The 20,644-nt window shown below is 42.3% G+C and carries 21 protein-coding genes and 3 pseudogenes; 22 read left to right on the forward strand and 2 right to left on the reverse strand.

All coding sequences use genetic code 11. The features are described from left to right. Nucleotides 1–79 precede the first annotated feature (79 nt). A complete protein-coding gene (locus PRIP_RS03315; RefSeq protein WP_052008701.1) occupies nt 80–1,030 on the forward strand; it encodes a low temperature requirement protein A in 951 nt (316 codons plus the stop codon). Nucleotides 1,031–1,076: 46 nt separating this feature from the next. Here PRIP_RS03315 and trhA read toward each other — a convergent pair whose 3' ends face one another. Continuing rightward, nucleotides 1,077–1,706: a PAQR family membrane homeostasis protein TrhA gene (gene trhA / locus PRIP_RS03320; RefSeq protein ID WP_036099490.1), complete on the reverse strand. Its 630-nt coding sequence runs from the start codon at nt 1,704–1,706 to the stop codon at nt 1,077–1,079. Nucleotides 1,707–1,930: 224 nt separating this feature from the next. Between trhA and PRIP_RS03325 the strand changes: the two genes are divergently transcribed. The 20 genes and pseudogenes from PRIP_RS03325 to PRIP_RS03415 all read left to right on the forward strand — a co-directional run bounded on the left by PRIP_RS03325 (nt 1,931) and on the right by PRIP_RS03415 (nt 17,761). Next, nucleotides 1,931–2,767: a DegV family protein gene (locus PRIP_RS03325; RefSeq protein ID WP_036099491.1), complete on the forward strand. Its 837-nt coding sequence runs from the start codon at nt 1,931–1,933 to the stop codon at nt 2,765–2,767. A gap of 15 nt (nt 2,768–2,782) precedes the next feature. Further along, on the forward strand, nt 2,783–3,565 hold the full coding sequence (locus tag PRIP_RS03330) for an SGNH/GDSL hydrolase family protein (protein WP_036099492.1): 783 nt from the start codon (nt 2,783–2,785) through the stop codon (nt 3,563–3,565). 15 nt (nt 3,566–3,580) lie between these two features. Beyond that, nucleotides 3,581–4,186: a YpmS family protein gene (locus tag PRIP_RS03335; protein WP_036099493.1), complete on the forward strand. Its 606-nt coding sequence runs from the start codon at nt 3,581–3,583 to the stop codon at nt 4,184–4,186. 19 nt (nt 4,187–4,205) lie between these two features. Beyond that, a pseudogene (gene msrA / locus PRIP_RS03340) lies at nt 4,206–4,728 on the forward strand (peptide-methionine (S)-S-oxide reductase MsrA). Nucleotides 4,729–4,734: 6 nt separating this feature from the next. Next, nucleotides 4,735–5,172 carry a peptide-methionine (R)-S-oxide reductase MsrB gene (msrB, locus tag PRIP_RS03345; RefSeq protein ID WP_036099494.1) on the forward strand — a complete coding sequence of 146 codons (438 nt, stop codon included), beginning with the start codon at nt 4,735–4,737 and terminating at the stop codon, nt 5,170–5,172. Between the two features lie 75 nt (nt 5,173–5,247). After that, the gene (locus tag PRIP_RS03350; RefSeq protein ID WP_036099496.1) at nt 5,248–6,153 is read left to right on the forward strand and encodes a Gfo/Idh/MocA family protein; all 906 of its coding nucleotides are present in this window, start codon (nt 5,248–5,250) and stop codon (nt 6,151–6,153) included. A 21-nt stretch (nt 6,154–6,174) separates the two neighbouring features. Beyond that, the gene (locus tag PRIP_RS03355; protein ID WP_036085762.1) at nt 6,175–6,411 is read left to right on the forward strand and encodes a YozE family protein; all 237 of its coding nucleotides are present in this window, start codon (nt 6,175–6,177) and stop codon (nt 6,409–6,411) included. 3 nt (nt 6,412–6,414) lie between these two features. Continuing rightward, nucleotides 6,415–7,116: a purine-nucleoside phosphorylase gene (gene deoD / locus PRIP_RS03360; RefSeq protein ID WP_036099497.1), complete on the forward strand. Its 702-nt coding sequence runs from the start codon at nt 6,415–6,417 to the stop codon at nt 7,114–7,116. A 51-nt stretch (nt 7,117–7,167) separates the two neighbouring features. Continuing rightward, complete coding sequence (locus tag PRIP_RS03365) at nt 7,168–7,998, forward strand: M15 family metallopeptidase (protein ID WP_036099498.1); 831 nt, start codon at nt 7,168–7,170, stop codon at nt 7,996–7,998. A gap of 137 nt (nt 7,999–8,135) precedes the next feature. Next, nucleotides 8,136–8,432: a metal-sensing transcriptional repressor gene (locus PRIP_RS03370; RefSeq protein WP_036086174.1), complete on the forward strand. Its 297-nt coding sequence runs from the start codon at nt 8,136–8,138 to the stop codon at nt 8,430–8,432. Nucleotides 8,433–8,453: 21 nt separating this feature from the next. Then, nucleotides 8,454–10,655, forward strand: a complete 2,202-nt coding sequence (locus PRIP_RS03375) for a heavy metal translocating P-type ATPase (RefSeq protein WP_036099499.1) — start codon at nt 8,454–8,456, stop codon at nt 10,653–10,655. A gap of 147 nt (nt 10,656–10,802) precedes the next feature. Further along, nucleotides 10,803–11,045, forward strand: a pseudogene (locus PRIP_RS18175) (helix-turn-helix domain-containing protein); the annotation flags it as partial. Then, entirely contained in the window at nt 10,963–12,042 is a 1,080-nt protein-coding gene (nadR, locus tag PRIP_RS03380; RefSeq protein ID WP_206538182.1) for a multifunctional transcriptional regulator/nicotinamide-nucleotide adenylyltransferase/ribosylnicotinamide kinase NadR, read from the forward strand. The pseudogene PRIP_RS18175 and the gene nadR, both read left to right, overlap by 83 nt. Further along, nucleotides 12,008–12,703: a nicotinamide riboside transporter PnuC gene (gene pnuC / locus PRIP_RS03385; protein ID WP_052008702.1), complete on the forward strand. Its 696-nt coding sequence runs from the start codon at nt 12,008–12,010 to the stop codon at nt 12,701–12,703. The genes nadR and pnuC overlap by 35 nt, the downstream gene beginning before the upstream one ends. A 49-nt stretch (nt 12,704–12,752) precedes the next feature. Next, entirely contained in the window at nt 12,753–12,965 is a 213-nt protein-coding gene (locus tag PRIP_RS03390) for a heavy-metal-associated domain-containing protein (protein WP_241434074.1), read from the forward strand. Between the two features lie 185 nt (nt 12,966–13,150). Continuing rightward, nucleotides 13,151–14,650, forward strand: coding sequence for a lmo1851 family serine protease (locus PRIP_RS03395; RefSeq protein WP_036099502.1), 1,500 nt, complete (start codon nt 13,151–13,153; stop codon nt 14,648–14,650). A gap of 12 nt (nt 14,651–14,662) precedes the next feature. Continuing rightward, nucleotides 14,663–15,067 carry a MarR family winged helix-turn-helix transcriptional regulator gene (locus PRIP_RS03400; protein WP_036099503.1) on the forward strand — a complete coding sequence of 135 codons (405 nt, stop codon included), beginning with the start codon at nt 14,663–14,665 and terminating at the stop codon, nt 15,065–15,067. A 230-nt stretch (nt 15,068–15,297) separates the two neighbouring features. Further along, nucleotides 15,298–16,017 carry a metal ABC transporter ATP-binding protein gene (locus PRIP_RS03405; RefSeq protein WP_036099505.1) on the forward strand — a complete coding sequence of 240 codons (720 nt, stop codon included), beginning with the start codon at nt 15,298–15,300 and terminating at the stop codon, nt 16,015–16,017. Further along, nucleotides 16,017–16,856 (forward strand): metal ABC transporter permease, encoded by an 840-nt coding sequence (locus PRIP_RS03410; protein ID WP_036099506.1) that lies wholly within the window; start codon nt 16,017–16,019, stop codon nt 16,854–16,856. The genes PRIP_RS03405 and PRIP_RS03410 overlap by 1 nt, the downstream gene beginning before the upstream one ends. Further along, nucleotides 16,853–17,761 carry a metal ABC transporter substrate-binding protein gene (locus PRIP_RS03415; RefSeq protein ID WP_036099509.1) on the forward strand — a complete coding sequence of 303 codons (909 nt, stop codon included), beginning with the start codon at nt 16,853–16,855 and terminating at the stop codon, nt 17,759–17,761. Before PRIP_RS03410 ends, PRIP_RS03415 begins: the two co-directional genes overlap by 4 nt. A 56-nt stretch (nt 17,762–17,817) precedes the next feature. Here the strand turns inward: PRIP_RS03415 and PRIP_RS03420 are convergent. Continuing rightward, nucleotides 17,818–19,159 (reverse strand): annotated as a pseudogene (locus tag PRIP_RS03420) (MATE family efflux transporter). A gap of 161 nt (nt 19,160–19,320) precedes the next feature. Between PRIP_RS03420 and PRIP_RS03425 the strand changes: the two are divergent. Next, nucleotides 19,321–20,604, forward strand: a complete 1,284-nt coding sequence (locus tag PRIP_RS03425; protein WP_036099511.1) for an NCS2 family permease — start codon at nt 19,321–19,323, stop codon at nt 20,602–20,604. The last annotated feature ends 40 nt before the right edge of the window (nt 20,605–20,644 follow it).

Raw genomic sequence — 20,644 nt, forward strand, 5'->3', positions numbered from 1 at the left:
TTGCTTCGGTGACACATGTGCTGTTACATATCGAACACGTACTCGAATGGAGCATTTTTTTGGAAGTTTGTCTTGATGTTTGTGCCGTTATGGTGGGGCGTGGACAGGGCAGACATTGTTCATTAATCGTTACGGCAATGACTTGCTACCACAGCGTTTGCTGATTGCTTTGGAAATAATGTTTGTCTTGCTGATGATATCGAGCTTCAATCTTGATTTTGATGCAACCTATATCACATTTTTCATCGGCTACATCGGTTTGCGAATGATAACCGCGCTACAATACCTTTTTGCTGCAAAAAAAGAACAGGCTGAGCGGCGAGGTGCAGCGCTGTTTCTTGGTAAATATTTTTGGATTGGCATTTTGGTTTCTTCTGTCTCATTATTTTTAGATTCTGAATGGCGATACGTCATCCTTTACCTCGGTATCGCACTAGACATCGTAGTGCCCATTATCGGCAGAAAAAAATTGCGTCAAGTCCCGATTCATACCGAACATCTGCTAGAACGTTTTGGCTTATTCACGATTATACTACTCGGGGAATCTATTGTCGCGGTCATCTCATTACTATCCGAAGAAGTGGTGAATCTGTCTTTGATATGTTACGCAGCCTCGGCCATCATCCTTGTACTACTCATCTGGTGGCAATACTTCGATAACCTAGAGAAAAAGCTGGACAAAGAAATGAAAACGGCGGGGCAATTAATTATTTATGGCCACTTATTCTTGTTTTTATCCTTATCAACCACAGCAGCAGCTATAAAAATGCTTGTTTTTCCAAATATCTCGTATCATTTCGTTATTTTATTCTTATTTGGCTCGATTTTGGTCTATGTTCTCGCTTTTTCAGCAACATTTCATTTATACCGCGTCCCAGAAGAGCGCTTAGCGTGGATGCATCTGGGCTTTTTCCTTGCCTTACTGCTCCTTTTGTTTGGTATCGCTTGGTTTGTCGTACTAGCTCCAGCCATCGTTTTATTGTTAGTATGCATTTTTTTCCTCATCTTCGGCTGGATTACTTCCAAATAAAAAATAGGAATTTCCGAATCTTGACGAAGCGGAAATTCCTATTTTCTCATACATAAAACAAAATACAAAAATACATAAACCCAGTTCCTGCAATCACGAACAAATGCCAGATTGCATGCATGTAAGGTACTTTTGGAATGCTATAAAACACAGCGCCAACGGTAAACATAATTCCGCCAGTCACCAACATCCAAAAGCCAACAGGGTCAAGCGTTTGATAAAGTGGTTTAATCGCAATCATGACGAGCCAACCCATCAATAGATAGAACAATGTCGACACGATTTTCCACTTACCAAGCAAGAAACATTTATACACAATTCCTGCCGCAGCTAATCCCCAAATCACACCAAACAATGTCCAGCCGAGCGAACCTTGCAGTGTAATCAACACAAGCGGCGTATAAGAGCCTGCAATCAACACATAAATCGCCACATGGTCCAAGATATTAAACAATTGTTTTGCTTTTCCAGGCTTAAAACTGTGCAGCATCGTCGAGCAGAAATAAAGCAATACGAGCGAAATACCATAAATCAAAAAACTGATCAAATACACCGGGTTATCTCGTTGTACCGCAAAAATAATCAACATAATGAGCGCTGGAATGCTGAGTAAGAACCCGATACCGTGTGTAACGGCATTGGCTACTTCTTCTTTCCAATTATACGCTTCGTGCATATTTATCACCAAACTTTTCTGAAAAATTAATTTTTCTATACCTCTCTTATCATACGCTTATTTTTCTGAAATAGAAAGTGTTTTGAGGTAGATAAAGTTTAAGATAACGTAAAGAATATGCGAAAACAGTACGACTTCTGCCTGATATTTCGCAATTAGAATAGTACATTTAGGCTTTTCTTGTTATAATGAGAGGAAAGACACTAGAATTGGATGTGGAATTAATGACAAAGATAAAGATTGTAACAGATTCAACAGCTGGATTAACGCCGGAAGAAGTGGCGCAATATAACATTCATATTCTACCGTTAACCGTTGAAATCGACGGTGAAACATACGATGCAACAGCGATTGAACCAGAAGTATTTATGTCAAAAATGGCAGCCTCGAAGCAACTTCCCAAATCCTCACAACCAGCTATTGGCACAATTGTAAACCTTTACGAGGAACTAACAGCAGATGGCAGCGAAGTTCTCTCGATTCATTTAACAGAGAAATTAAGCGGTACTGTATTGACTGCGCAACAAGCAGCGGACATGGTAGATGGCCAAGTAACCGTTGTGGATTCGGATTATATCGCCCGCGCTTTGGCATTCCAAGTCATTGAAGCCGCAAAAATGGCCGAACAAGGAAGTCACAAAATTTCAGATATCTTAACAAAAATCGCATCGATTCGTGCCAAAACAAAATTATATATCTGTGTCGTGACGTTAGAAAACCTCATTAAAGGCGGGCGTGTCGGTCGTATGCAAGGCATCATCGGGAGTTTATTAAATATTAAACTGATTGCCAAACTACAAGACGGCGGGCTTGTCGAAGAAGCAAAGATTCGTAGCAAGAAACAAACGATGAACTATCTAATCGATGTATTGAAAGCCGAAACGAAGAAAGTGAAGGAGTTCAATGTCGTACACGCCAACGGTTTGCAAATGGCAGAAGAAATTAGAGCGCAAGCCAAAGAAATTTTTCATTTACCAGAAGTGAAATTACTAAATGCAGATTCGGTTATTTCAACACATGCCGGAAATGGCGCTTTTGCAATGATTTATTATACAGAGTAGGTTAGGTGAACAAATGTGAATAAGAAAATACTTTGGCTCGCAGGGATTATAATCATTATCTCTGCGGCCATTCTTGGCTTTTATGTTATCCAAAAACAGCAACAAGAGGCGGCTCGCGTAAACATCCATTTAGTGGCGATGGGCGATTCGTTAACAGAAGGTTCTGGTGATGAGAAAAAAGACGGCGGTTATGTCGGCATCGTCAAAAACGACCTAAAAAAGCGTGAAGATGTCAACAAAGTAATGACGGAAAATTATGGCGTTGGCGGCAATCGGATTGACCAGTTGATGAAGCGGCTGGAAACACAGAAAGATTTTCAGAAAAGTGTGAAGCAAGCCAACGCAATTTCAATTTCTATCGGTGGCAATGACGTTATGAAAGTCGTACGGCAGAAACTACTAGATGCGCAAAAGAAAGATTTTACGAAGGCGAGTCAAGCATTTGATACTAACTTGAAAGAGTTGCTGGATGAGATTCGTCGTTTAAACGCAGATGCGCCAATTTATTTATTTGGTATTTATAATCCGTATACGACGTATTTCAGTGAGATGAAAGTGTTTGATGATATTATCTCGAATTGGAATGCAGCAACAAAGAAGACACTAAAAGCGGAGAAAAAAGCCTATTTTATATCAATTAATGAGCAACTAGAAGAACGTAGTGCAACGAAGGTTGGGAAGGCGAATCCAAATCTTGCTGATGATTTTTTTCATCCTAACCATTCGGGATATGAAAAAATGGCGAATGCATTATACCAAAAAATAGTTAAATCGATGGAAGATGGAAATATAAAATGAAGAAGGTGACGGCTTTTGAGGTCAAAAGATAAGCAAACAAATTATTGGAAATGGGCGTTTCTAACGTTTATCGGTATACTAGTACTTTGCTTTGGGTGGATATATATGTCGATTTTCTGGTTTTCACCCAATGTGCCGGAAGATGCTGGACGGTTGGTAAGTACGAAGGATATGGTGGAATTTTCAACGTCTACGAATAAGGCGGATTTGAATAAGTTGATTGCACATTATTTGCAGGACTTTCAAGAAGACCAAGATGCAGATGTAACATATGATGTGTATTTGGCAGATGATGTGGTATTCAAGGCCGAGGCGAAGTTCTTAGGCCAACCAGTTGATTTGAGTATTAATTTCTCGCCGACATTACGTAAAGATGGTGTGGTTGTACTGCAGCAAGTGGATTTGAAAGTAGGCGCACTACCACTACCAGTCTCATATGTGATGAGGTACGTGAAAAGTCAGTTTGAATTGCCGGATTGGGTAACAATCTCACCGAGAAACGCGAAGATTTATTTGGATGTGAATAAACTCAAACTTAAAGGCGGTATGAAAGTCCGTGTTGATGCACTTGATTTGAAGAAAGACGATATTTCGTTTACACTATTAGTACCTACAGAATAAGGAAGTGGAGGGATAAATAATGCGTGAAAAAGCGATTTTTGCAGGTGGATGTTTTTGGTGTATGATTAAGCCGTTCGATACGCAGCCAGGAATTGAGAGTGTGGTGGCAGGTTATACGGGTGGTCATACGGAGAATCCAACTTATGAAGAGGTTTGTAGTGAAAAGACGGGACATACCGAAGCGGTTGAAATTACATTTGATCCAGAAGTATTTCCTTATGACAAGCTGGTAGATGTATATTGGCAACAGACAGATCCAACTGATGCAGGTGGACAATTTGTTGACCGCGGTTCTTCATACCGCCCAGTGATTTTTTATACATCGGAAGAGCAACGTATGATTGCGGAGAAATCTAAGGCAGACTTAGAAGCAAGTGGTCGGTTTAAAAATCCAATTGTGACGCAGATTGAGAAGGCCGGTCCATTTTACAAGGCGGAAGAGTATCATCAAGATTTCTATAAAAAAAGATCCGAACCATTATAAAAACTATCGTAGTCATTCAGGGAGAGATTCGTTTATCAATAATAACTGGAAAGGATGAGCACACATGAATCAAGAAGAGAAGGAAAAACGTCTAAAAGAATTGGATGAGTTGCAATATAAAGTCACGCAAGAAAAAGGAACGGAGCGTCCTTTTAATAATGAGTTTTGGGATAATAATCAGCAAGGAATTTATGTGGATATTGTTTCTGGTAAGCCGTTATTTTCCTCGAATGATCAGTATGATGCGGGGTGCGGTTGGCCAAGTTTTACGAAGCCAATTGATGCGCAGGAAGTAGCAGAAAAGCGTGATTTATCGCATGGTATGATTCGTACAGAGGTGCGATCTGTAGATGCTGATTCACATTTGGGACATATATTCCCAGATGGTCCTCGTGAGGCTGGGGGAATGCGATATTGTATTAACTCGGCGGCGCTTCGTTTTATTCCGAAAGATACACTAGAAGAAGCGGGTTATGGGGAGTACTTGCCTCTGTTTAATTAGTCGATGATTGATGGCCCTTACTGAGTTATGATAAAATAAGTACTTAGTAAGGGTTTTAATATGAGGAGGATGGAAATGCTAAAAATCGCTGTACTTGGTTTAGGTGGCATTGCGCAGAAGGCTTATTTGCCGGTGTTTGCGCATTTAGATAATATTGAGGTGCATTTGTATACGCGGGATGCACAGAAGCTGAAGTCGCTGAGTGAGAAATATCGTTTTCATAATACGCATAGCTCTGTGGAGTCGGTGATTCGTTCTGATGTGGACGCGGCGTTTATACATACGTCAACGGCTAGTCATCCAGAGATTGTACGGGCTTTTCTGGAAGCAGAAATTCCTGTGTACGTGGATAAACCGGTGGCGGACAATTATGAAGTAACGAAAGAGCTTATAGAACTAGCAGAAGCTAAAAAAACATTGCTCATGGTCGGCTTTAACCGGCGTTTCGCACCGCGTTATGCGGCTCTGGCGGGACGTAATGATATCAATATGATCTTGATGCAAAAACATCGGAAGGCACAAGCTAGCGAGCCACGGACATTTATTTTTGATGATTTCATTCATGTGGTGGACACGGTGTTGCATTTATTGGATGCGCCAGTGGAGCGTATGACGGTGTTTCCGACGATGGACGGTTCGCTACTTTCTGCGATTACGGTGCAGTTTGTGGCTAATGGAAAAACGGCGACTGCGATGATGAATCGGGACAGTGGTACGAGTGAGGAACGTCTGACTGTTTTCACATCGGATGCGAAATGGGAAGTGGAGCATGTGACGGAACTACATCGTTATGAAGGAACGGGACATGAAATTTTTCGGTTTGGTGATTGGGAAACAACGCTTTACAAACGTGGCTTTGAATCGATTATTACGGCCTTTTTAGATGCCGTGCGTGATGGGAAAGCAGAGCCTGTTTCTAAAAGTTCCGCGCTTGAGACGCATCGGATTTGTGAACAAATTTTGCGATATGTGGAGAATTGATAGAAGAGAGGGTTGGACAGCTTGGGAAGATCATTTTATCATTATTTAATGACGTATCGTGATACGATTAAGCGTGATGCGGCAACGAAATTTGCCAATGATGCGTTTAAGGACCATAGTTTTCCGAAGCAGTCGATGGACTATTACGAGCTATGTGAGTATCTGGAACTAAACGCGTCGTATATTCCAAGCATGACGTTGTTTGATGATTTATGGAACAATTATTTGTTGGATGAAGAAAAAAATGGGAGGCGTTAATAGATGAGTATTCATATTGAGGCAAAACAAGGCGAGATTGCAGAAACGATTCTTTTACCGGGAGATCCGTTGCGTGCGAAATATATTGCGGAGACTTTTTTAGAAGATGTGATTTGTTTTAATAAAGTGCGTAACATGTTTGGATACACAGGGAACTATAAAGGGAAGCGAGTATCGGTGATGGGAACAGGTATGGGGGTTCCGTCAATCTCGATTTATGTCAATGAATTAATCCAAAGCTATGATGTGAAAAATTTAATTCGTGTGGGTACGATGGGAGCGATTCAAAAAGATGTGAAAGTTCGCGACGTTGTTATTGCCCAAGCGGCTTCAACGGATTCACAAATTAATCGCAATACGTTTGCTGGTGTTGATTTTGCGCCGGTAGCGGATTTTGATTTATTGAAAAACGCGTATGACGCTGGTGTTGAAAAAGGCTTAGCGATGCGTGTTGGAAATGTTTTTTCATCTGATCGTTTCTACAATGAGCAACTAGATAAACAACAATTGGCGGACCACGGGGTACTAGGCATTGAAATGGAAGCCGCGGCACTTTATACAATTGCACAGAAATTTGGTCGCAAAGCATTGGCTATTTTGACAGTGAGCGATCACATTTTTACTGGAGAAGAAACAACGGCAGAAGAACGTCAGACAACATTTAATGACATGATTGTTGTAGCGTTAGAGTCGACTTTAAAATAGGGAAGCTTTGCAACCGGGGAAGAATCTAACGAAAGAAGGTTTCAAAACGAGATGATGCATTTTATTTCATTCATGATTGCCCTTAGCTTGTCGGGGTATCATACGGCAGCAGATTATGTAAAAGGTGATATTAATCCAGAAGCACAAACACAAACGGCGGATAATGCACCGCAAACGTCAGGAAGTTCAGACTACAAGAATGATCCGCTTTATCCTTATATTGACCAACAAAATAAATTGATAGAAAAAAATGGAACGGAGTATATTGCTAATCCAGAAAATATAATGGTGCTTGCCAATAAAGATTATTTATTGCAATCAACATATACCCCACCGGACTTAGTTAGACCAAATGTGACGTTTTCGTTTGGTGATGCCCAAGTAGAAAAGGCACAAATGCGTAAGGAAGCCGCCGCGCAGCTAGAAGCGATGTTTGCTGCGGCCAAAAAAGATAATTTAACATTATATGCCGTATCGGGGTATCGTTCGTACAAGCGACAACAAGAAGTTTTTAGTGCGGAAGTGGCGAACAATGGAGAAGCAAAAGCAAAAGAGGCGGTTGCCGTTCCTGGAACAAGTGAGCACCAAACAGGCCTCGCGATGGACATTTCATCAAAAGACCAAGGGTATGAGCTAACGGAAGCTTTTGGAGAGACGCCTGAGGGCAAGTGGTTACAGAAGAATGCGCATAATTATGGTTTTATTTTGCGCTATATGAAAGGCCGGGAATCAACGACGAAATATCAATACGAATCTTGGCACTATCGCTATGTTGGGAAGGACGCGGCGACGATTATTTATAACAATAATTGGACGCTGGAAGACTTTTTCCAACATGTACAAGCATTGCAAAAGAAAATTGATGATGATACGGCAAAATAAAAATAAGTTCTCTATGAGGCTGGGACGCGGCTTTGTAGGGAGCTTTTTTATGTTTGCTGAGAAATTATGAGATGCTTTGGTTGACTTTGAATACCCCTATAGGTATTATAACTTTATAAAGGAAGGGATGGATGATAATGACGCATGATCAACCAATTGTACCGCGCTCTAATGAGGATACGAAACAGATTTTGAACCGCTTAAGACGTGTGGAGGGGCAAGTTCGAGGGATTCAGCAAATGGTGGAGGAAGATCGCTATTGTGTGGATATTTTAGTGCAGATTTCAGCGGCCAACTCGGCGCTTAAGAAAGTCGGTTTGCAAGTACTTGAGCATCACGCGAAACATTGTGTGGTAGATGCTGCGCAAAATGGCGAGTCAGATGAAGTCATGGATGATTTATTGAAAGTAATACGTCAGTTTTCGAAGACGTGAGGGCAGGAGGTGTTTTTGAAAATGGGAGCCAAAAGGCAAGATTTAAATGTGTTTGGGATGACGTGTGCGGCTTGTTCTACGCGGGTGGAGAAGTCTTTAAATAAAACAACTGGGGTGGAACGGGCGAACGTGAATTTGGTGACGGAAAGCGCTGCGGTGTATTATGATCCGGAACAAATAAGTCCTGAGGAACTAATAGGTGTTGTAAAACATGCAGGCTATGATGCGACAGAAAAGATGTCGAAAGAAGAGAAAGATGCTGTACTTGAAAAGCAGTTTAAACGAGAAGTTCACCGGTTTATTTTATCGGCGATTTTAGCTTTGCCACTCCTTTTGACGATGGTAACGCATATTCCTTATTTGCATCATACAGCGTTTGCGATGCAGATTGATGCGCTTATCAACCCGACGATACAACTAATTTTAGCAACGGTGATTCAGTTTTATATCGGTTGGCGGTTTTATGACGGGGCGTATAAGGCGCTTCGTGGTAAGAGTGCGAACATGGATGTGTTGGTGGCGCTTGGGACTTCGGCGGCGTATTTCTACAGTTTAGCGGAATATGTCCGGCAGCTGATGAATCCGGGGATAGAGGCGCATTACTATTTTGAAACGAGTGCGATTTTAATAACCTTGATTTTACTTGGAAAATTGCTTGAGAGTTATGCGACGTCTAAAACAACGCAGTCCATTGCGGGATTGTTGAAACTGCAATCAAAAGAAGCGGTTGTGTTGCGGGAAGGCAAGGAATGGAAAGTGCCGGTCGATGCGTTGTCGATTGGCGATGTGATTTTAGTAAAACCGGGTGCAAAAGTGCCGATTGATGCGGTGGTTTTGTCTGGCGAAACGAGTATTGATGAGTCGATGATTTCGGGGGAACCTGTGCCTGTAGAGAAAAAGGCTGGAGACGCAGTGATTGGCTCGACGGTGAATTTCGATGGAGCATTTGAGGCGAAAGTGACGAAACGGATGGACGAGACGGTGTTGTCGACGATTATTCAACTCGTGGAGGAAGCGCAAGGTGTGAAGGCGCCGATTCAACGATTGGCAGACCGGATTTCGGGGATTTTTGTACCGATTGTGTTGGCGATTGCTGCGGTCACTTTTATAATTTGGATGATTGTAACTGGTGGGGTACTGGATCAGTCCTTGCAGGTTGCGATTGCAGTACTTGTGATTGCTTGTCCTTGTGCGCTTGGTTTGGCAACGCCGACTGCGATCATGGCGGGAACCGGGAGAGGTGCGGAAAGTGGCATTCTTTTCAAAGGCGGCGAACATTTGGAACGCACAGCCAAAGTCGATACGGTAATTTTTGATAAAACAGGAACGTTAACAGAAGGCAAGCTGCAAGTAACGAGTGTATTGGACGTGCATGAGGACTTCGCTCGCTTTATCGTGACGATGGAAGAACAGTCAGAACACCCGATTGCTAAAGCCGTGTTGGCACATTTTGAAGGGCAGAAAATGAACGCGACGCAAGCAGAACGAATTCGTGCGAAGGCGGGTCACGGAATGACGGGCGTGCTTGACGGTAGCAAAGTATCGCTTGGCTCATATCGCTTTATCGCAAAAAAAGTAACGGTTCCAAAAGAAGCAGACGATGCGATGCAAGCTTGGATGAAAGCGGGACAAACGATTGTGGCGATGAGTATTGATGGCGCTTTTGCAGGAGCCTTTGGTTTGTTGGATACGCCTCGTTTGGAAGCGAAGGAAGCTATTTCGTGGTTGCGTGAACTTGGTGTGAAAACAGCGATTGCTTCTGGCGATCAACGGGTCGTCGTGGAAAATATTGCAGCAGAACTCGGCATTGATGACGTGTATGCGGAACAATTACCGAATGATAAAAGCGATTTAGTGGCTGATTTGCAAAAACAAGGGCATGTTGTTGCATTTGTCGGCGATGGAATCAATGATGCACCAGCCCTTGCGACCGCGGATACAGGCATTAGTATCGGAACAGGGACGGACATCGCGATAGAAACGGGCGACGTAACCCTTGTGGGGCACCAATTAACGCTTGTTCCGCAAACCATTCAACTAAGTCGAGCAACCATGCGCAACATTCGTCAAAACTTTTTCTGGGCACTGGCGTACAACTGTGCGGGTATTCCGATTGCAGCGCTAGGCTTACTCGCTCCTTGGGTGGCAGGTTTAGCGATGGCCGGAAGTTCCGTATCTGTCGTAACAAACGCGTTACGGTTAAAACGAGTAAAATTAAAATAATGAAAACGGCTAGAAGTCACGCGATGATTTCTAGCTTTTTCGATTTACTATTGACTTTCCATGTATTTTTGTTTAATATAATAAACAAATACAAAAAGGGAGTGATTCAGATGCAACGATATACATATTTAAAAACTAGCTTTAAAAGAAAACGGGCTTACTCTGCAACAAGCCGCCGATCGGATTGGCGTCACGAAAGGCTATCTGAGCCAATTAATTAATAATAAAATCAAAGAACCGAGCGCACAAAAGTTGCAAGCGTTACATGAAGTTCTACATTTAGAATACCCTCCACGCGAAAAAAAATATCGGTGTTGTCTTTGGAAAGTTTTATCCACTACACACAGGACATATTTATTTGATTCAGCGAGCTGCGAGCCAAGTGGATGAATTGCATGTGATTTTGTGTCATGATGCGTCGCGTGATTTCGATCTTTTTCAAAAAAGTTCGATGACGAAGCAGCCGACTGTGGAGGATCGTTGGCGCTGGTTGTTGCAGACGTTTAAATACCAAGACAATATTAAAATTCATGATTTATCAGAAGATGGGATTCCGCCGTATCCGGATGGTTGGGATGAATGGGCTATTCGGGCGAAGAAGTTGCTTGCGGATAATCATATTCAAGCTAATGCGATTTATTCCAGTGAGCCGAAAGATGCGATTCGTTATCAAGAGTTGTTAGGCGTTGACACAATTGTGATTGATGCGGAACGGTCGTTTATGAATATCAGCGCGACGCAAATTAGACAGGAGCCGTTTCATTATTGGGATTACATTCCGACAGAAGTAAAGCCGTTTTTCGTTCGTAAAGTCGCTATTTTGGGTGGGGAGTCCAGTGGGAAATCAACATTGGTGAATAAACTTGCAAATACCTTTAACACAACTAGTGCTTGGGAATACGGGCGGGATTACGTGTTTTCTCACCTTGGTGGGAACGAGAAGGCATTGCAGTTTTCCGATTATGATAAAATTTCGCTCGGTCAGGCGCAATATATTGATTTTGCAGTGAAGTATGCGAATAAAGTGGCATTTATTGATACAGATTATGTGACGACCCAAGCTTTTTGTATGACGTATGAGGGACAAAAGCATCCGTTTGTGCAGGCGATGATTGAGACGCAGCCGTTTGATTTGGTTATTTTGCTCGAAAATAATACGCCTTGGGTGAATGACGGCTTGCGACACCTAGGTACCAAGGAAAAACGTAAAGATTTTCAGGAGTTATTAAAGCAACTAATGTATGAGAATAACATTCCGTATGTGGCGATTACTTCTGGGAATTACGAGGAACGTTACTTGGAGAGCATTCGTTTAGTAGAGCAGCTATTAAATGACAAAAAGGAGCAAAACAATGAAAACTCTAATTATGAAAATTGGTCGAAATAAGGCGTATCCATACGTTTCTGTAGTACTTGTGACAATTGCTTTTCTGGCGACAAATCCACTTTCTAACTTTGAATGGCGTTACTTACTATCATTTATAGGAGCAATCTGTGGTTTGATTTGTGTGATTTTACTGGCGAAAGGCAAGAACAGTGGGAATGTTTTTGGGATGCTGGCGGGTTTTGGTGAGATGAGTGGTAACTTGTTGGGTCGAAACGTTGGTGCCGCGCTACCAAGCATTTATTATTTTGTGACGCATATTTTTGGCTTAGTGACCTGGAAGAAACATTTAAACGAGGAAGCGACTTTAAAACCACGACAACTAACCGAACGTCATTTTGGGATTGCGATTATTTTTATTATCGTGGCATCTTTTGTGAATATGTACTTAACGGGGATTCTTGGTGTGGCCAATGATCCATATCAGCTGATGTTGAATAATTTTATTTTTGCATTAGGTGTGACGGCGCAGTTTTTGATGATTGCTAGGTTTAGTTTTAACTGGTATTTGTGGATTATCATGAATGTACTGGTTATTTCGCTTAATATTTATACGAAAAACCCGATTATTGCAACGCAGTACGCAATTTATTTGTTCAATGCGGTTTATGGGTTATTGGAATGGCAGGATACGGAGAAAAAGAAAGTGTTGTCCGTGCAATGATTACGTGGGAGGGGTATAATAAAAGTATAGAAATAATAAGGAGTGACGGATGATGGCGAAATTAGTCCTAGAAGTAGAAGGTATGAGTTGCGAGCATTGCGAAAAGCGTGTGCGTGAAGCAATTGAATCTGTGGAAGGTGTGCAGCAAGCTGTAATCTCACTTGAAGTGGGCACAGCAGAAGTGACTTATGATGAGGGCAAAGAAGTAAAAGATAATATTGCAGAAGCCGTAGATGAAGCAGGCTATGAAGTTGTCATTTAAGCTATAGATAGATTAGTAAAGCAAGTAAAAACGGGAGGACATAGAATTGTCTTTTGCTTTTACTTGTTTTTCTAGTTTGGGAGCAACAAAAGCTGTCCTTTCTAGGCAAAAGCTGATAGAATATATAAGAAGTTAGAAATATAAATTTACTAGGGTGCTTTAGTGAGAAAGTGGTGAGCAAAAGAATGGAACAAGGACCAACAAATTCGAATGAACCAAACGATGTGGAGAAGAAACCAGAAACTCCTAATAAAGGCTTTATTCGGATGAAAACTTTCCCGTTTGTATTGTTGCTCTTTGGCTGTGTGTTCGTAACAGCGTTAGTGACGGCGTTAGTTATGTCTCTTGGTGCGGACAAGCAAGTGAAAGTGGCGATTCCAGAACGGAAAGAGTTTACGAAGCTTTACAATGTATACGATGAGATTCAGAATAAATATTTTAAGGATGTTAACACGGATAAATTGATGGAAGGTGCGATTACTGGCATGGTCGATTCACTCGGCGATCCGTATTCTTCTTTCATGTCGAAAAAAGAAGCAGAAGAGTTTGATGATACAATTTCTTCTAGTTTTTCTGGCGTTGGTGTCGAAATACAGGAGAAAGATGGCTACATAACAGTTGTTTCGCCAATCAAGAATTCTCCAGCAGCGGCTGCAGGTTTACGCCCGAATGACAAAATTGTGGAAGTGGATGGGAAGTCTATTAAAGGCGTTTCTTCAACGGAAGCAACAACGAAAATCCGTGGCAAGAAAGGGACGAGCGTAACATTGACTATTTCGCGCCCTGGCACGGATAAACCTTTTGATGTGAAACTTGTTCGAGATGAAATTCCGATTGAAACAGTTTATGCGACCATAAATGCTGACAAAATCGCAACGATTCAAATTACGACTTTCTCAGAAAACACATATAGCGAGCTTGAAAAAGCCTTGAAAGACATGGACAGCAAAGGTATGAAAGGTCTAGTGGTTGATTTGCGAGGGAACCCAGGCGGTCTACTCGATCAAGCGGTTGACATTGCGAGTCTTTTCCTACCTGATGGCAAAGTTGTTGTGCAAGAGGAAGCTAAAGATGGCACGAAGCAAGTCATTAAATCGGACAGTAGCGCACATAATGGCTATAAAGTGAAAGTACCTGTGACGATGTTGATTGATGAAGGTAGCGCCAGTGCATCAGAAATTTTAGCAGCAGCGGCTAGCCAATCTGGCGGCATTAAGCTTGTTGGTGCGAAATCGTTTGGTAAAGGAACGGTACAAACAGCGGCACCACTTAGCGATGGCTCATTACTTAAACTAACGGTTGCCAAATGGCTAACACCAGACGGAGACTGGATTCATGAAAAAGGTATCAAACCGGATGTAGCAGTAGCATTACCAGCCTATGCGACTATGGCGATTCCAGATGCATCAAAAACATATAAAGAAAATAGCTTTGGTGATGATGTGAAAACCATTGAATCGATGCTTGCGGCACTGAACTATAAAGTCGGTAAAGTAGATGGCTTGTATGATGCTGATACAACAGCAGCTGTGAAGCAATTTCAAACAGCTAGCAAGCTTAAAGTAGATGGTATTATGACTGGTGACACAACCAATGCACTAATCACTGCCATTCAAAAGCACTTAAAAGACACGGACCCGCAACAGCAAAAAGCAGTTCAATTAGTGAAAGAACAACTGAAGTAAGGAGGCTTTGACGTGGATGATTTTCTGGAAATTGAGACGGCTGTAAAGCGCGTTTTTAATAGTTTTCGACATGAAGTGGATGGTATTTTAGAGCGCAAAATGACAGGTGGAGAATTTCGGGTACTTAGCCTGATTGCTAGCGGTATCAACCGAACCACGGATTTATCGAAAAAGTTAGATGTGTCGGCAAGTCATATTACAGCAATTACCGACGCGTTAGTTGCCAATCAATTCATTACAAGACATCGTTCCGAAGTAGATCGTCGAATTATCGTATTAGAACTGACGGAAGAAGCGGAAGTATTTGTAAATTCGATTGAGAAGAAGAAAAAAGCAATGCTTGTTCGTCGCTTTTCTGTATTTACAGAAGAAGAGCGCGAGCAGTTCCAAATGTTGCTGAAGAAGTTAGCTGAATAGATTGCAGGAAACGCAAACCGTGATGGTTTGCGTTTTTTGCTGTTAGGGCTTTTCGAAGGTATGAGTTACAGGCTCATTATAAGTGTGGACACAGCATGGGTTCTTTCTTATTACCAAACGAAGATTTCTTTACAAATCCATTTATATAGGCTATACTATCTATAAAGTTTCCTTAGAGAAACATTGTTAGTTTCGTGTAACAAATAGTCGCATAGGAAAAGGTGATGGTGATGTTAGTAGAAAATTTATCAATTGCATATGGACAAAAGCAAGTCGTGGAGAATGTTTCACTTCAAATAGCTCCTGGAAAAATGACGGGAATTATCGGGCCAAATGGTGCTGGGAAATCGACGTTTCTAAAAGGATTAATAGGCTTGATTCCAGCCGAGTCTGGGACGGTTACATGGGAAGGTGAGTCGATGCAAGGAATTCGTGGAAGAATGGCATATGTACCGCAGCGCAATAGTGTAGACTTGACGTTTCCAATTACGGTGTTGGACACGGTGTTGATTGGGACGTATCCGCAACTTGGATTGATGAAATGGCCACGGAAGAAAGAACGGCAAATCGCACGAGATGCTTTGGCACAAGTGGATATGCTGGATTTTTCGAAACGACAGATTGGTGAGTTGTCGGGTGGTCAGTTGCAGCGGGTTTTTATTGCGCGAGCTTTGGCGCAACAGGCCGATATTTTCTTGTTGGATGAACCATTTGTCGGCATTGATATGACAAGTGAAGCTTTGATTGTGCGTGTTTTGCAAAAATTAAGAGATGAAGGCAAAACAATGATTGTTGTCCACCATGATTTCCATAAGGTGGCAGGGTATTTTGATGAGGTCATTTTGCTGAATAAGGTATTAGTTGCACATGGGGATACGACGAAGACTTTTACGGAAGAGAATATATTAAAGGCATATGGTCAAGGTTTTCGGTTTGGAGGTGTTAGCTAATGCTGTTTTTGGAGGGTTTGATGGAATATGCATTTTTACAAAAGGCATTGTTGACATCGGTGATTGTTGGTGTTGTGTCGGGCGTGATAGGAAGTTTTATTATTTTACGTGGGATGTCGTTGATGGGAGATGCAATTTCACATGCGGTGTTACCGGGTGTTGCGGTTTCTTATATGCTGGGCGTGAACTTCTTTTTTGGAGCGGCGGCTTTTGGCGTTATTGCTGCGCTTGGGATTGGATTTGTGAATCAGAATAGTCGGATTAAAAATGATACGGCTATCGGCATTGTGTTCAGTTCATTTTTTGCATTAGGGATTATTATGATTTCGCTTGCGCAAAGTTCGACGGATTTGTATCATATTTTGTTCGGGAATGTGTTGGCAGTGCGGAATAGTGATATGTGGATTACGTTTGTGATTGGAGTTGTTGTATTGCTCTTGGTCGGGCTGTTTTATAAGGAACTGCTTGTGAGTTCGTTTGATCCAGTGATGGCGGAAAGTTATGGTTTGAGGGTGCGGGTGTTACATTATTTCTTGATGACCTTGTTGACGCTTGTGACGGTCGCTTCTTTGCAAACGGTAGGGATCATTCTGGTCGTGGCGATGCTGATTACACCTGCTGCGACAGCGTACTTACTGACGAATCGCTTATCAGTCATGTTGTTTTTAGCCGGGGGATTCGGAGCTTTAAGTGCGGTGATTGGGCTTTATTTCAGCTACATGTATAATCTTGCATCGGGTGCTTCAATCGTTCTTGCGGCCACGGTTTTGTTTATCCTTGTATTCATATTTTCGCCGAAGCAAGGACTTATTTTTGGAAAACGGAGCGTGAACCAATGAAAAAAATGATTCTAGCGCTGATGATGGTGCTTTTAGGTGTTATTTTAACCTCGTGTGGTGGGAAAGAGAAGGCCACGGATTCGGGGAGATTACAAGTTGTGACGACCTATTCGATTTTGTATGATATGGTGAAACAGGTTGGTGGCGATAAAATCGAGCTGTACAGCATTGTGCCTGTCGGGGTTGATCCACATGAATATGATCCATTGCCAAAAGATGTGCAGAAAATGGCGGATGCGGACATTGTCTTTTATAATGGTTTGAATTTGGAGACGGGAAATGGCTGGTTTGATCGCTTGATGGCGTCTTCGGGGCAAAAGGAGGCGGTAGCGCTGAGCAAAGGTGTTGCGCCTAAATTCTTGCATGCGAAGGGGAAGGAAAGTGAGACGGACCCGCACGCGTGGCTTGATTTGCAAAACGGGATGAAGTACGTTGCCAATGCGCGTGATGCGTTGGTGAAGGCAGATCCGGATAATGCGGCATATTATAAGGAACGCGCGAAAGCCTACACGGCAAAACTTGCAAAATTAGATGGGGAAGCGAAGACGAAGTTTGCAGATTTGGAAAATAAGACGCTGGTGACGAGTGAAGGAGCGTTTAAATATTTCGCGGCAGCGTACGGACTGAACGCTGCGTATATTTGGGAAATCAATACGGAGAACCAAGGGACGCCAGATCAGATGAAGCAGGTCATCGAGACAATCCGGACGAATAAAGTGCCAGCATTGTTCGTGGAAACGAGCGTTGATTCGCGGAGCATGGAGAGCGTGTCGAATGAGACGAGTGTTCCAATTTTTGCAAAATTATTTACGGACTCGACCGCAAAACAAGGAAAGACTGGCGATTCGTATTTAGAAATGATGCAATGGAATTTAGATAAAATACACGAAGGCCTTGCAAAATAAAAGTTGGAATTTAGCATGACAAATCGAGGTATTTGTTCTGCTAAGTTCCAACTTTTTTAGGCTAGTCTTTTTTCAGTGAATCGAACGCGGATGGAGAGGATAAAGGCGGCGATAAATAAACCAGCGCTTAGGCCAATCCAGAAGCCAAATGGGCCAAGTGTTGTGTAGGAAAGTAGCAGCCCAAGCGGCAAACCAATAATCCAATAGGAAATAAAGGCGACAATCGAAGTAACGGTGACGTCTTTGTAACCGCGCAATGCCCCGAGAACAGGTGAGAGCAAGGCATCGGCAAATTGGAACAATACCGCGTAAATAAGGAAATGCGTAATCAAATCGGCAAGTTTCGGATCATTCGTAAATAAAAGTGCGATTTGATCGCGGAATATAAGTAGCAAAACACCGTTTATAACACCAATGGCAATCGCAGAAATCATCCCAATGTGGCGATATTGTTTAGCGTCCAAAAGTCGTTTAGCGCCAGTTTCGAAGCCGATAAGAATGGTCAAAGCAGCAGCGATACTAAGCGGAAACGCATAAAGCAAGGTCGGGACACTAATCGCCGACTGATGCGCTGCAATCGTATCTGTCCCAAATCGCCCCATAAAAACGGTTACCGCCGAGAATATGCTCACTTCAAACAAAATCGTTAATCCATTGGGAACACCGAGTTTGATAATTTCTTTCATTTTTTCTAGGCTCAACCGTTGGAAAGCTGAGAAAATATGATAATCGCGCAATCGTTTTTGACTTTGAATCAGAATAATCGTGACGAGGAGAACAATCCAGTATGTGATTCCGGTCGCATAACCGCTACCAACCCCGCCAAGCTCTGGGAAGCCCCAATTTCCGAAAATCAATAAGTAGTTCAAGAAAATATTCACAGGCACCGTAATGAGCGTAATCATCATCGTCACACGCGTAAGTCCAAGCGAATCAATGAAAGCGCGCAACACCGAATAAAAGAAAAACGCCGGAATCCCAAAACAAATCCCGTTTAAAAAATGCCTTGCAATAGAAGCTACAGCAGGGTCTAGTCCCATCATTCGGAGTATTGAAGGCACGAACAAAAAAATTGAGCGCAATAAGCACAGCGGCAAGCCCAATCGCAATATATAAGCCATTGCTAACCGTTCGTTTAATGTCATGTCCTTCGCCACGACCGATAAGTTGCGAAATAATTGGCGTTACAGCCATCAATAAGCCAGACAAACTCGCATTAAACGGCCCCCACAAAGAGTTCCCAATTGCGGTTCCTGCTAAGGCTTCATTGGAATAATGGCCCGACATCATCGTATCAATTAAAGCCATCGAAAAAAGCATTAACTGCGACACAACGACAGGTGTGAAAATAACAAAAAACTGCCGCCATTTTTCACCACTTGTAAATGTTTGTTCCAAAATGATGCTCCCCCTTTTTAGTCACATAAGCAATCTATTATATCATAATAAAAAAGTAAAAGCTCTAGGCGAAACCCGCTGTGTCTGTTATAATAAGGATTCGTGGTAGGGGCGAGACTCTATGGGTTGGGAGAGGGATAATTGAATAAAGAGGAATTATGATGCATAAATTATTGGACAAGGTTTTTCGGCTAAAGGCGCACGGTACTTCGGTTCGTACGGAACTGTTAGCAGGAATGATTGGTTTTTTCACCGTTGTCTACATTATTGTTGTCAATAGTTCAATTTTGTCTGAAGCAGGCGTTCCATATCAAGGCGCCATTCTAGCGACGATATTTATTTCGGTTGTCGGTTGTTTGGTGATGGGATTTTGGGCTAATGCACCGCTTATTTTGATGCCTGGTATGGGTATCAATGCTTTGTTCGCTTACAATTTCGTGCAAACGCTCGGATTGTCATGGCAGCAAGCACTCGCGGTTGTCGTTGTCAGTGGCTTTTTATTCATGATTTTAGCATTTACACCACTTGCAAGAAAGCTGAACGACACGATTCCGCTAATTCTAAAACAAGGGATCACAGTCGGTTTAGGACTTTTCTTGGTGTTGCTAGGTCTTGAAAAAGGAGAACTCGTTACGCGCGGGAAACATTCCATTTTGGCGATAGGCGATATTCATGATCCATTTGTTTGGGCGACATTAATCACGCTTATTATCACCATGATTCTGCTTGTGCGCAAAGTACCAGGGGCTTTTTTATGGAGCATTTTGGTGGGGACGCTCGTAAGTGTTCTGTTTGGTGTGCACGGAGAAGTTTCTAAAGATGCGCTTAGCCTTGCGCCATGGAAAGATGTGCTGTTTCAAGCTGATTTTTCTGGTGTTGGTCAAGTCGCTTTTTGGACGAGTGTATTTTCGCTGACGATGGTGCTTGTGTTTGAGACGGTTGGTTTGACATATGGCCAGACGAAGCAACTTGGACAGACAGAGAAATTGCCGCGAGTCTTGCAGGCAAGTAGTTTCACGTCATTTTTGTCAGGATTATTTGGAACGAGTCCGACGATTTCAGCATTAGAAAGTGGATCGATGTCGGCAAGTGGTGCGAGAACAGGGCTGTCATCTGTGACGGTTGCGATTTTCTTTTTAATCTCACTTGTTTTGATGCCATATATTTCATTTATTCCGAACAGTGCGATTGCCCCAATCTTAATTATTATTGGGATGTCGATGTTGCAGGAAATGAAGGAAATGGACTTGAGTAATGCTGCGGACACTTTTTCGGCATTACTAATCGTTATTATTATCCCATTCTCGTATAGTATCGCAGACGGAATTGCAGCAGGGTTCATCGCTTACCCGATTTTGAAACTATTTACAAAAAATCGGACGCGAACACCGATACTCATGTATATCATTGCAGCGCTATTTTTGTTACAATTTATTTTGCAATGATGTATTCGCGGGGTGTGTCTTATTCGGGCACATCTCGCCT

This window comes from Paenilisteria riparia FSL S10-1204, assembly GCF_000525995.1.
GTDB lineage: Bacteria > Bacillota > Bacilli > Lactobacillales > Listeriaceae > Listeria_A > Listeria_A riparia.

Excerpts from the sequence above, each read along its gene's own strand:
- trhA (WP_036099490.1), bottom strand. The coding sequence starts at position 1,706 with ATGCACGAAGCGTATAATTGGAAAGAAGAAGTAGCCAATGCCGTTACA.
- PRIP_RS03325 (WP_036099491.1), top strand. The coding sequence starts at position 1,931 with ATGACAAAGATAAAGATTGTAACAGATTCAACAGCTGGATTAACGCCG.
- msrB (WP_036099494.1), top strand. The coding sequence starts at position 4,735 with ATGAATCAAGAAGAGAAGGAAAAACGTCTAAAAGAATTGGATGAGTTG.
- PRIP_RS03350 (WP_036099496.1), top strand. The coding sequence starts at position 5,248 with ATGCTAAAAATCGCTGTACTTGGTTTAGGTGGCATTGCGCAGAAGGCT.
- deoD (WP_036099497.1), top strand. The coding sequence starts at position 6,415 with ATGAGTATTCATATTGAGGCAAAACAAGGCGAGATTGCAGAAACGATT.
- PRIP_RS03365 (WP_036099498.1), top strand. The coding sequence starts at position 7,168 with ATGATGCATTTTATTTCATTCATGATTGCCCTTAGCTTGTCGGGGTAT.
- PRIP_RS03370 (WP_036086174.1), top strand. The coding sequence starts at position 8,136 with ATGACGCATGATCAACCAATTGTACCGCGCTCTAATGAGGATACGAAA.
- PRIP_RS03375 (WP_036099499.1), top strand. The coding sequence starts at position 8,454 with ATGGGAGCCAAAAGGCAAGATTTAAATGTGTTTGGGATGACGTGTGCG.
- pnuC (WP_052008702.1), top strand. The coding sequence starts at position 12,008 with ATGAAAACTCTAATTATGAAAATTGGTCGAAATAAGGCGTATCCATAC.
- PRIP_RS03390 (WP_241434074.1), top strand. The coding sequence starts at position 12,753 with ATGATGGCGAAATTAGTCCTAGAAGTAGAAGGTATGAGTTGCGAGCAT.
- PRIP_RS03395 (WP_036099502.1), top strand. The coding sequence starts at position 13,151 with ATGGAACAAGGACCAACAAATTCGAATGAACCAAACGATGTGGAGAAG.
- PRIP_RS03405 (WP_036099505.1), top strand. The coding sequence starts at position 15,298 with ATGTTAGTAGAAAATTTATCAATTGCATATGGACAAAAGCAAGTCGTG.
- PRIP_RS03410 (WP_036099506.1), top strand. The coding sequence starts at position 16,017 with ATGCTGTTTTTGGAGGGTTTGATGGAATATGCATTTTTACAAAAGGCA.
- PRIP_RS03415 (WP_036099509.1), top strand. The coding sequence starts at position 16,853 with ATGAAAAAAATGATTCTAGCGCTGATGATGGTGCTTTTAGGTGTTATT.
- PRIP_RS03425 (WP_036099511.1), top strand. The coding sequence starts at position 19,321 with ATGCATAAATTATTGGACAAGGTTTTTCGGCTAAAGGCGCACGGTACT.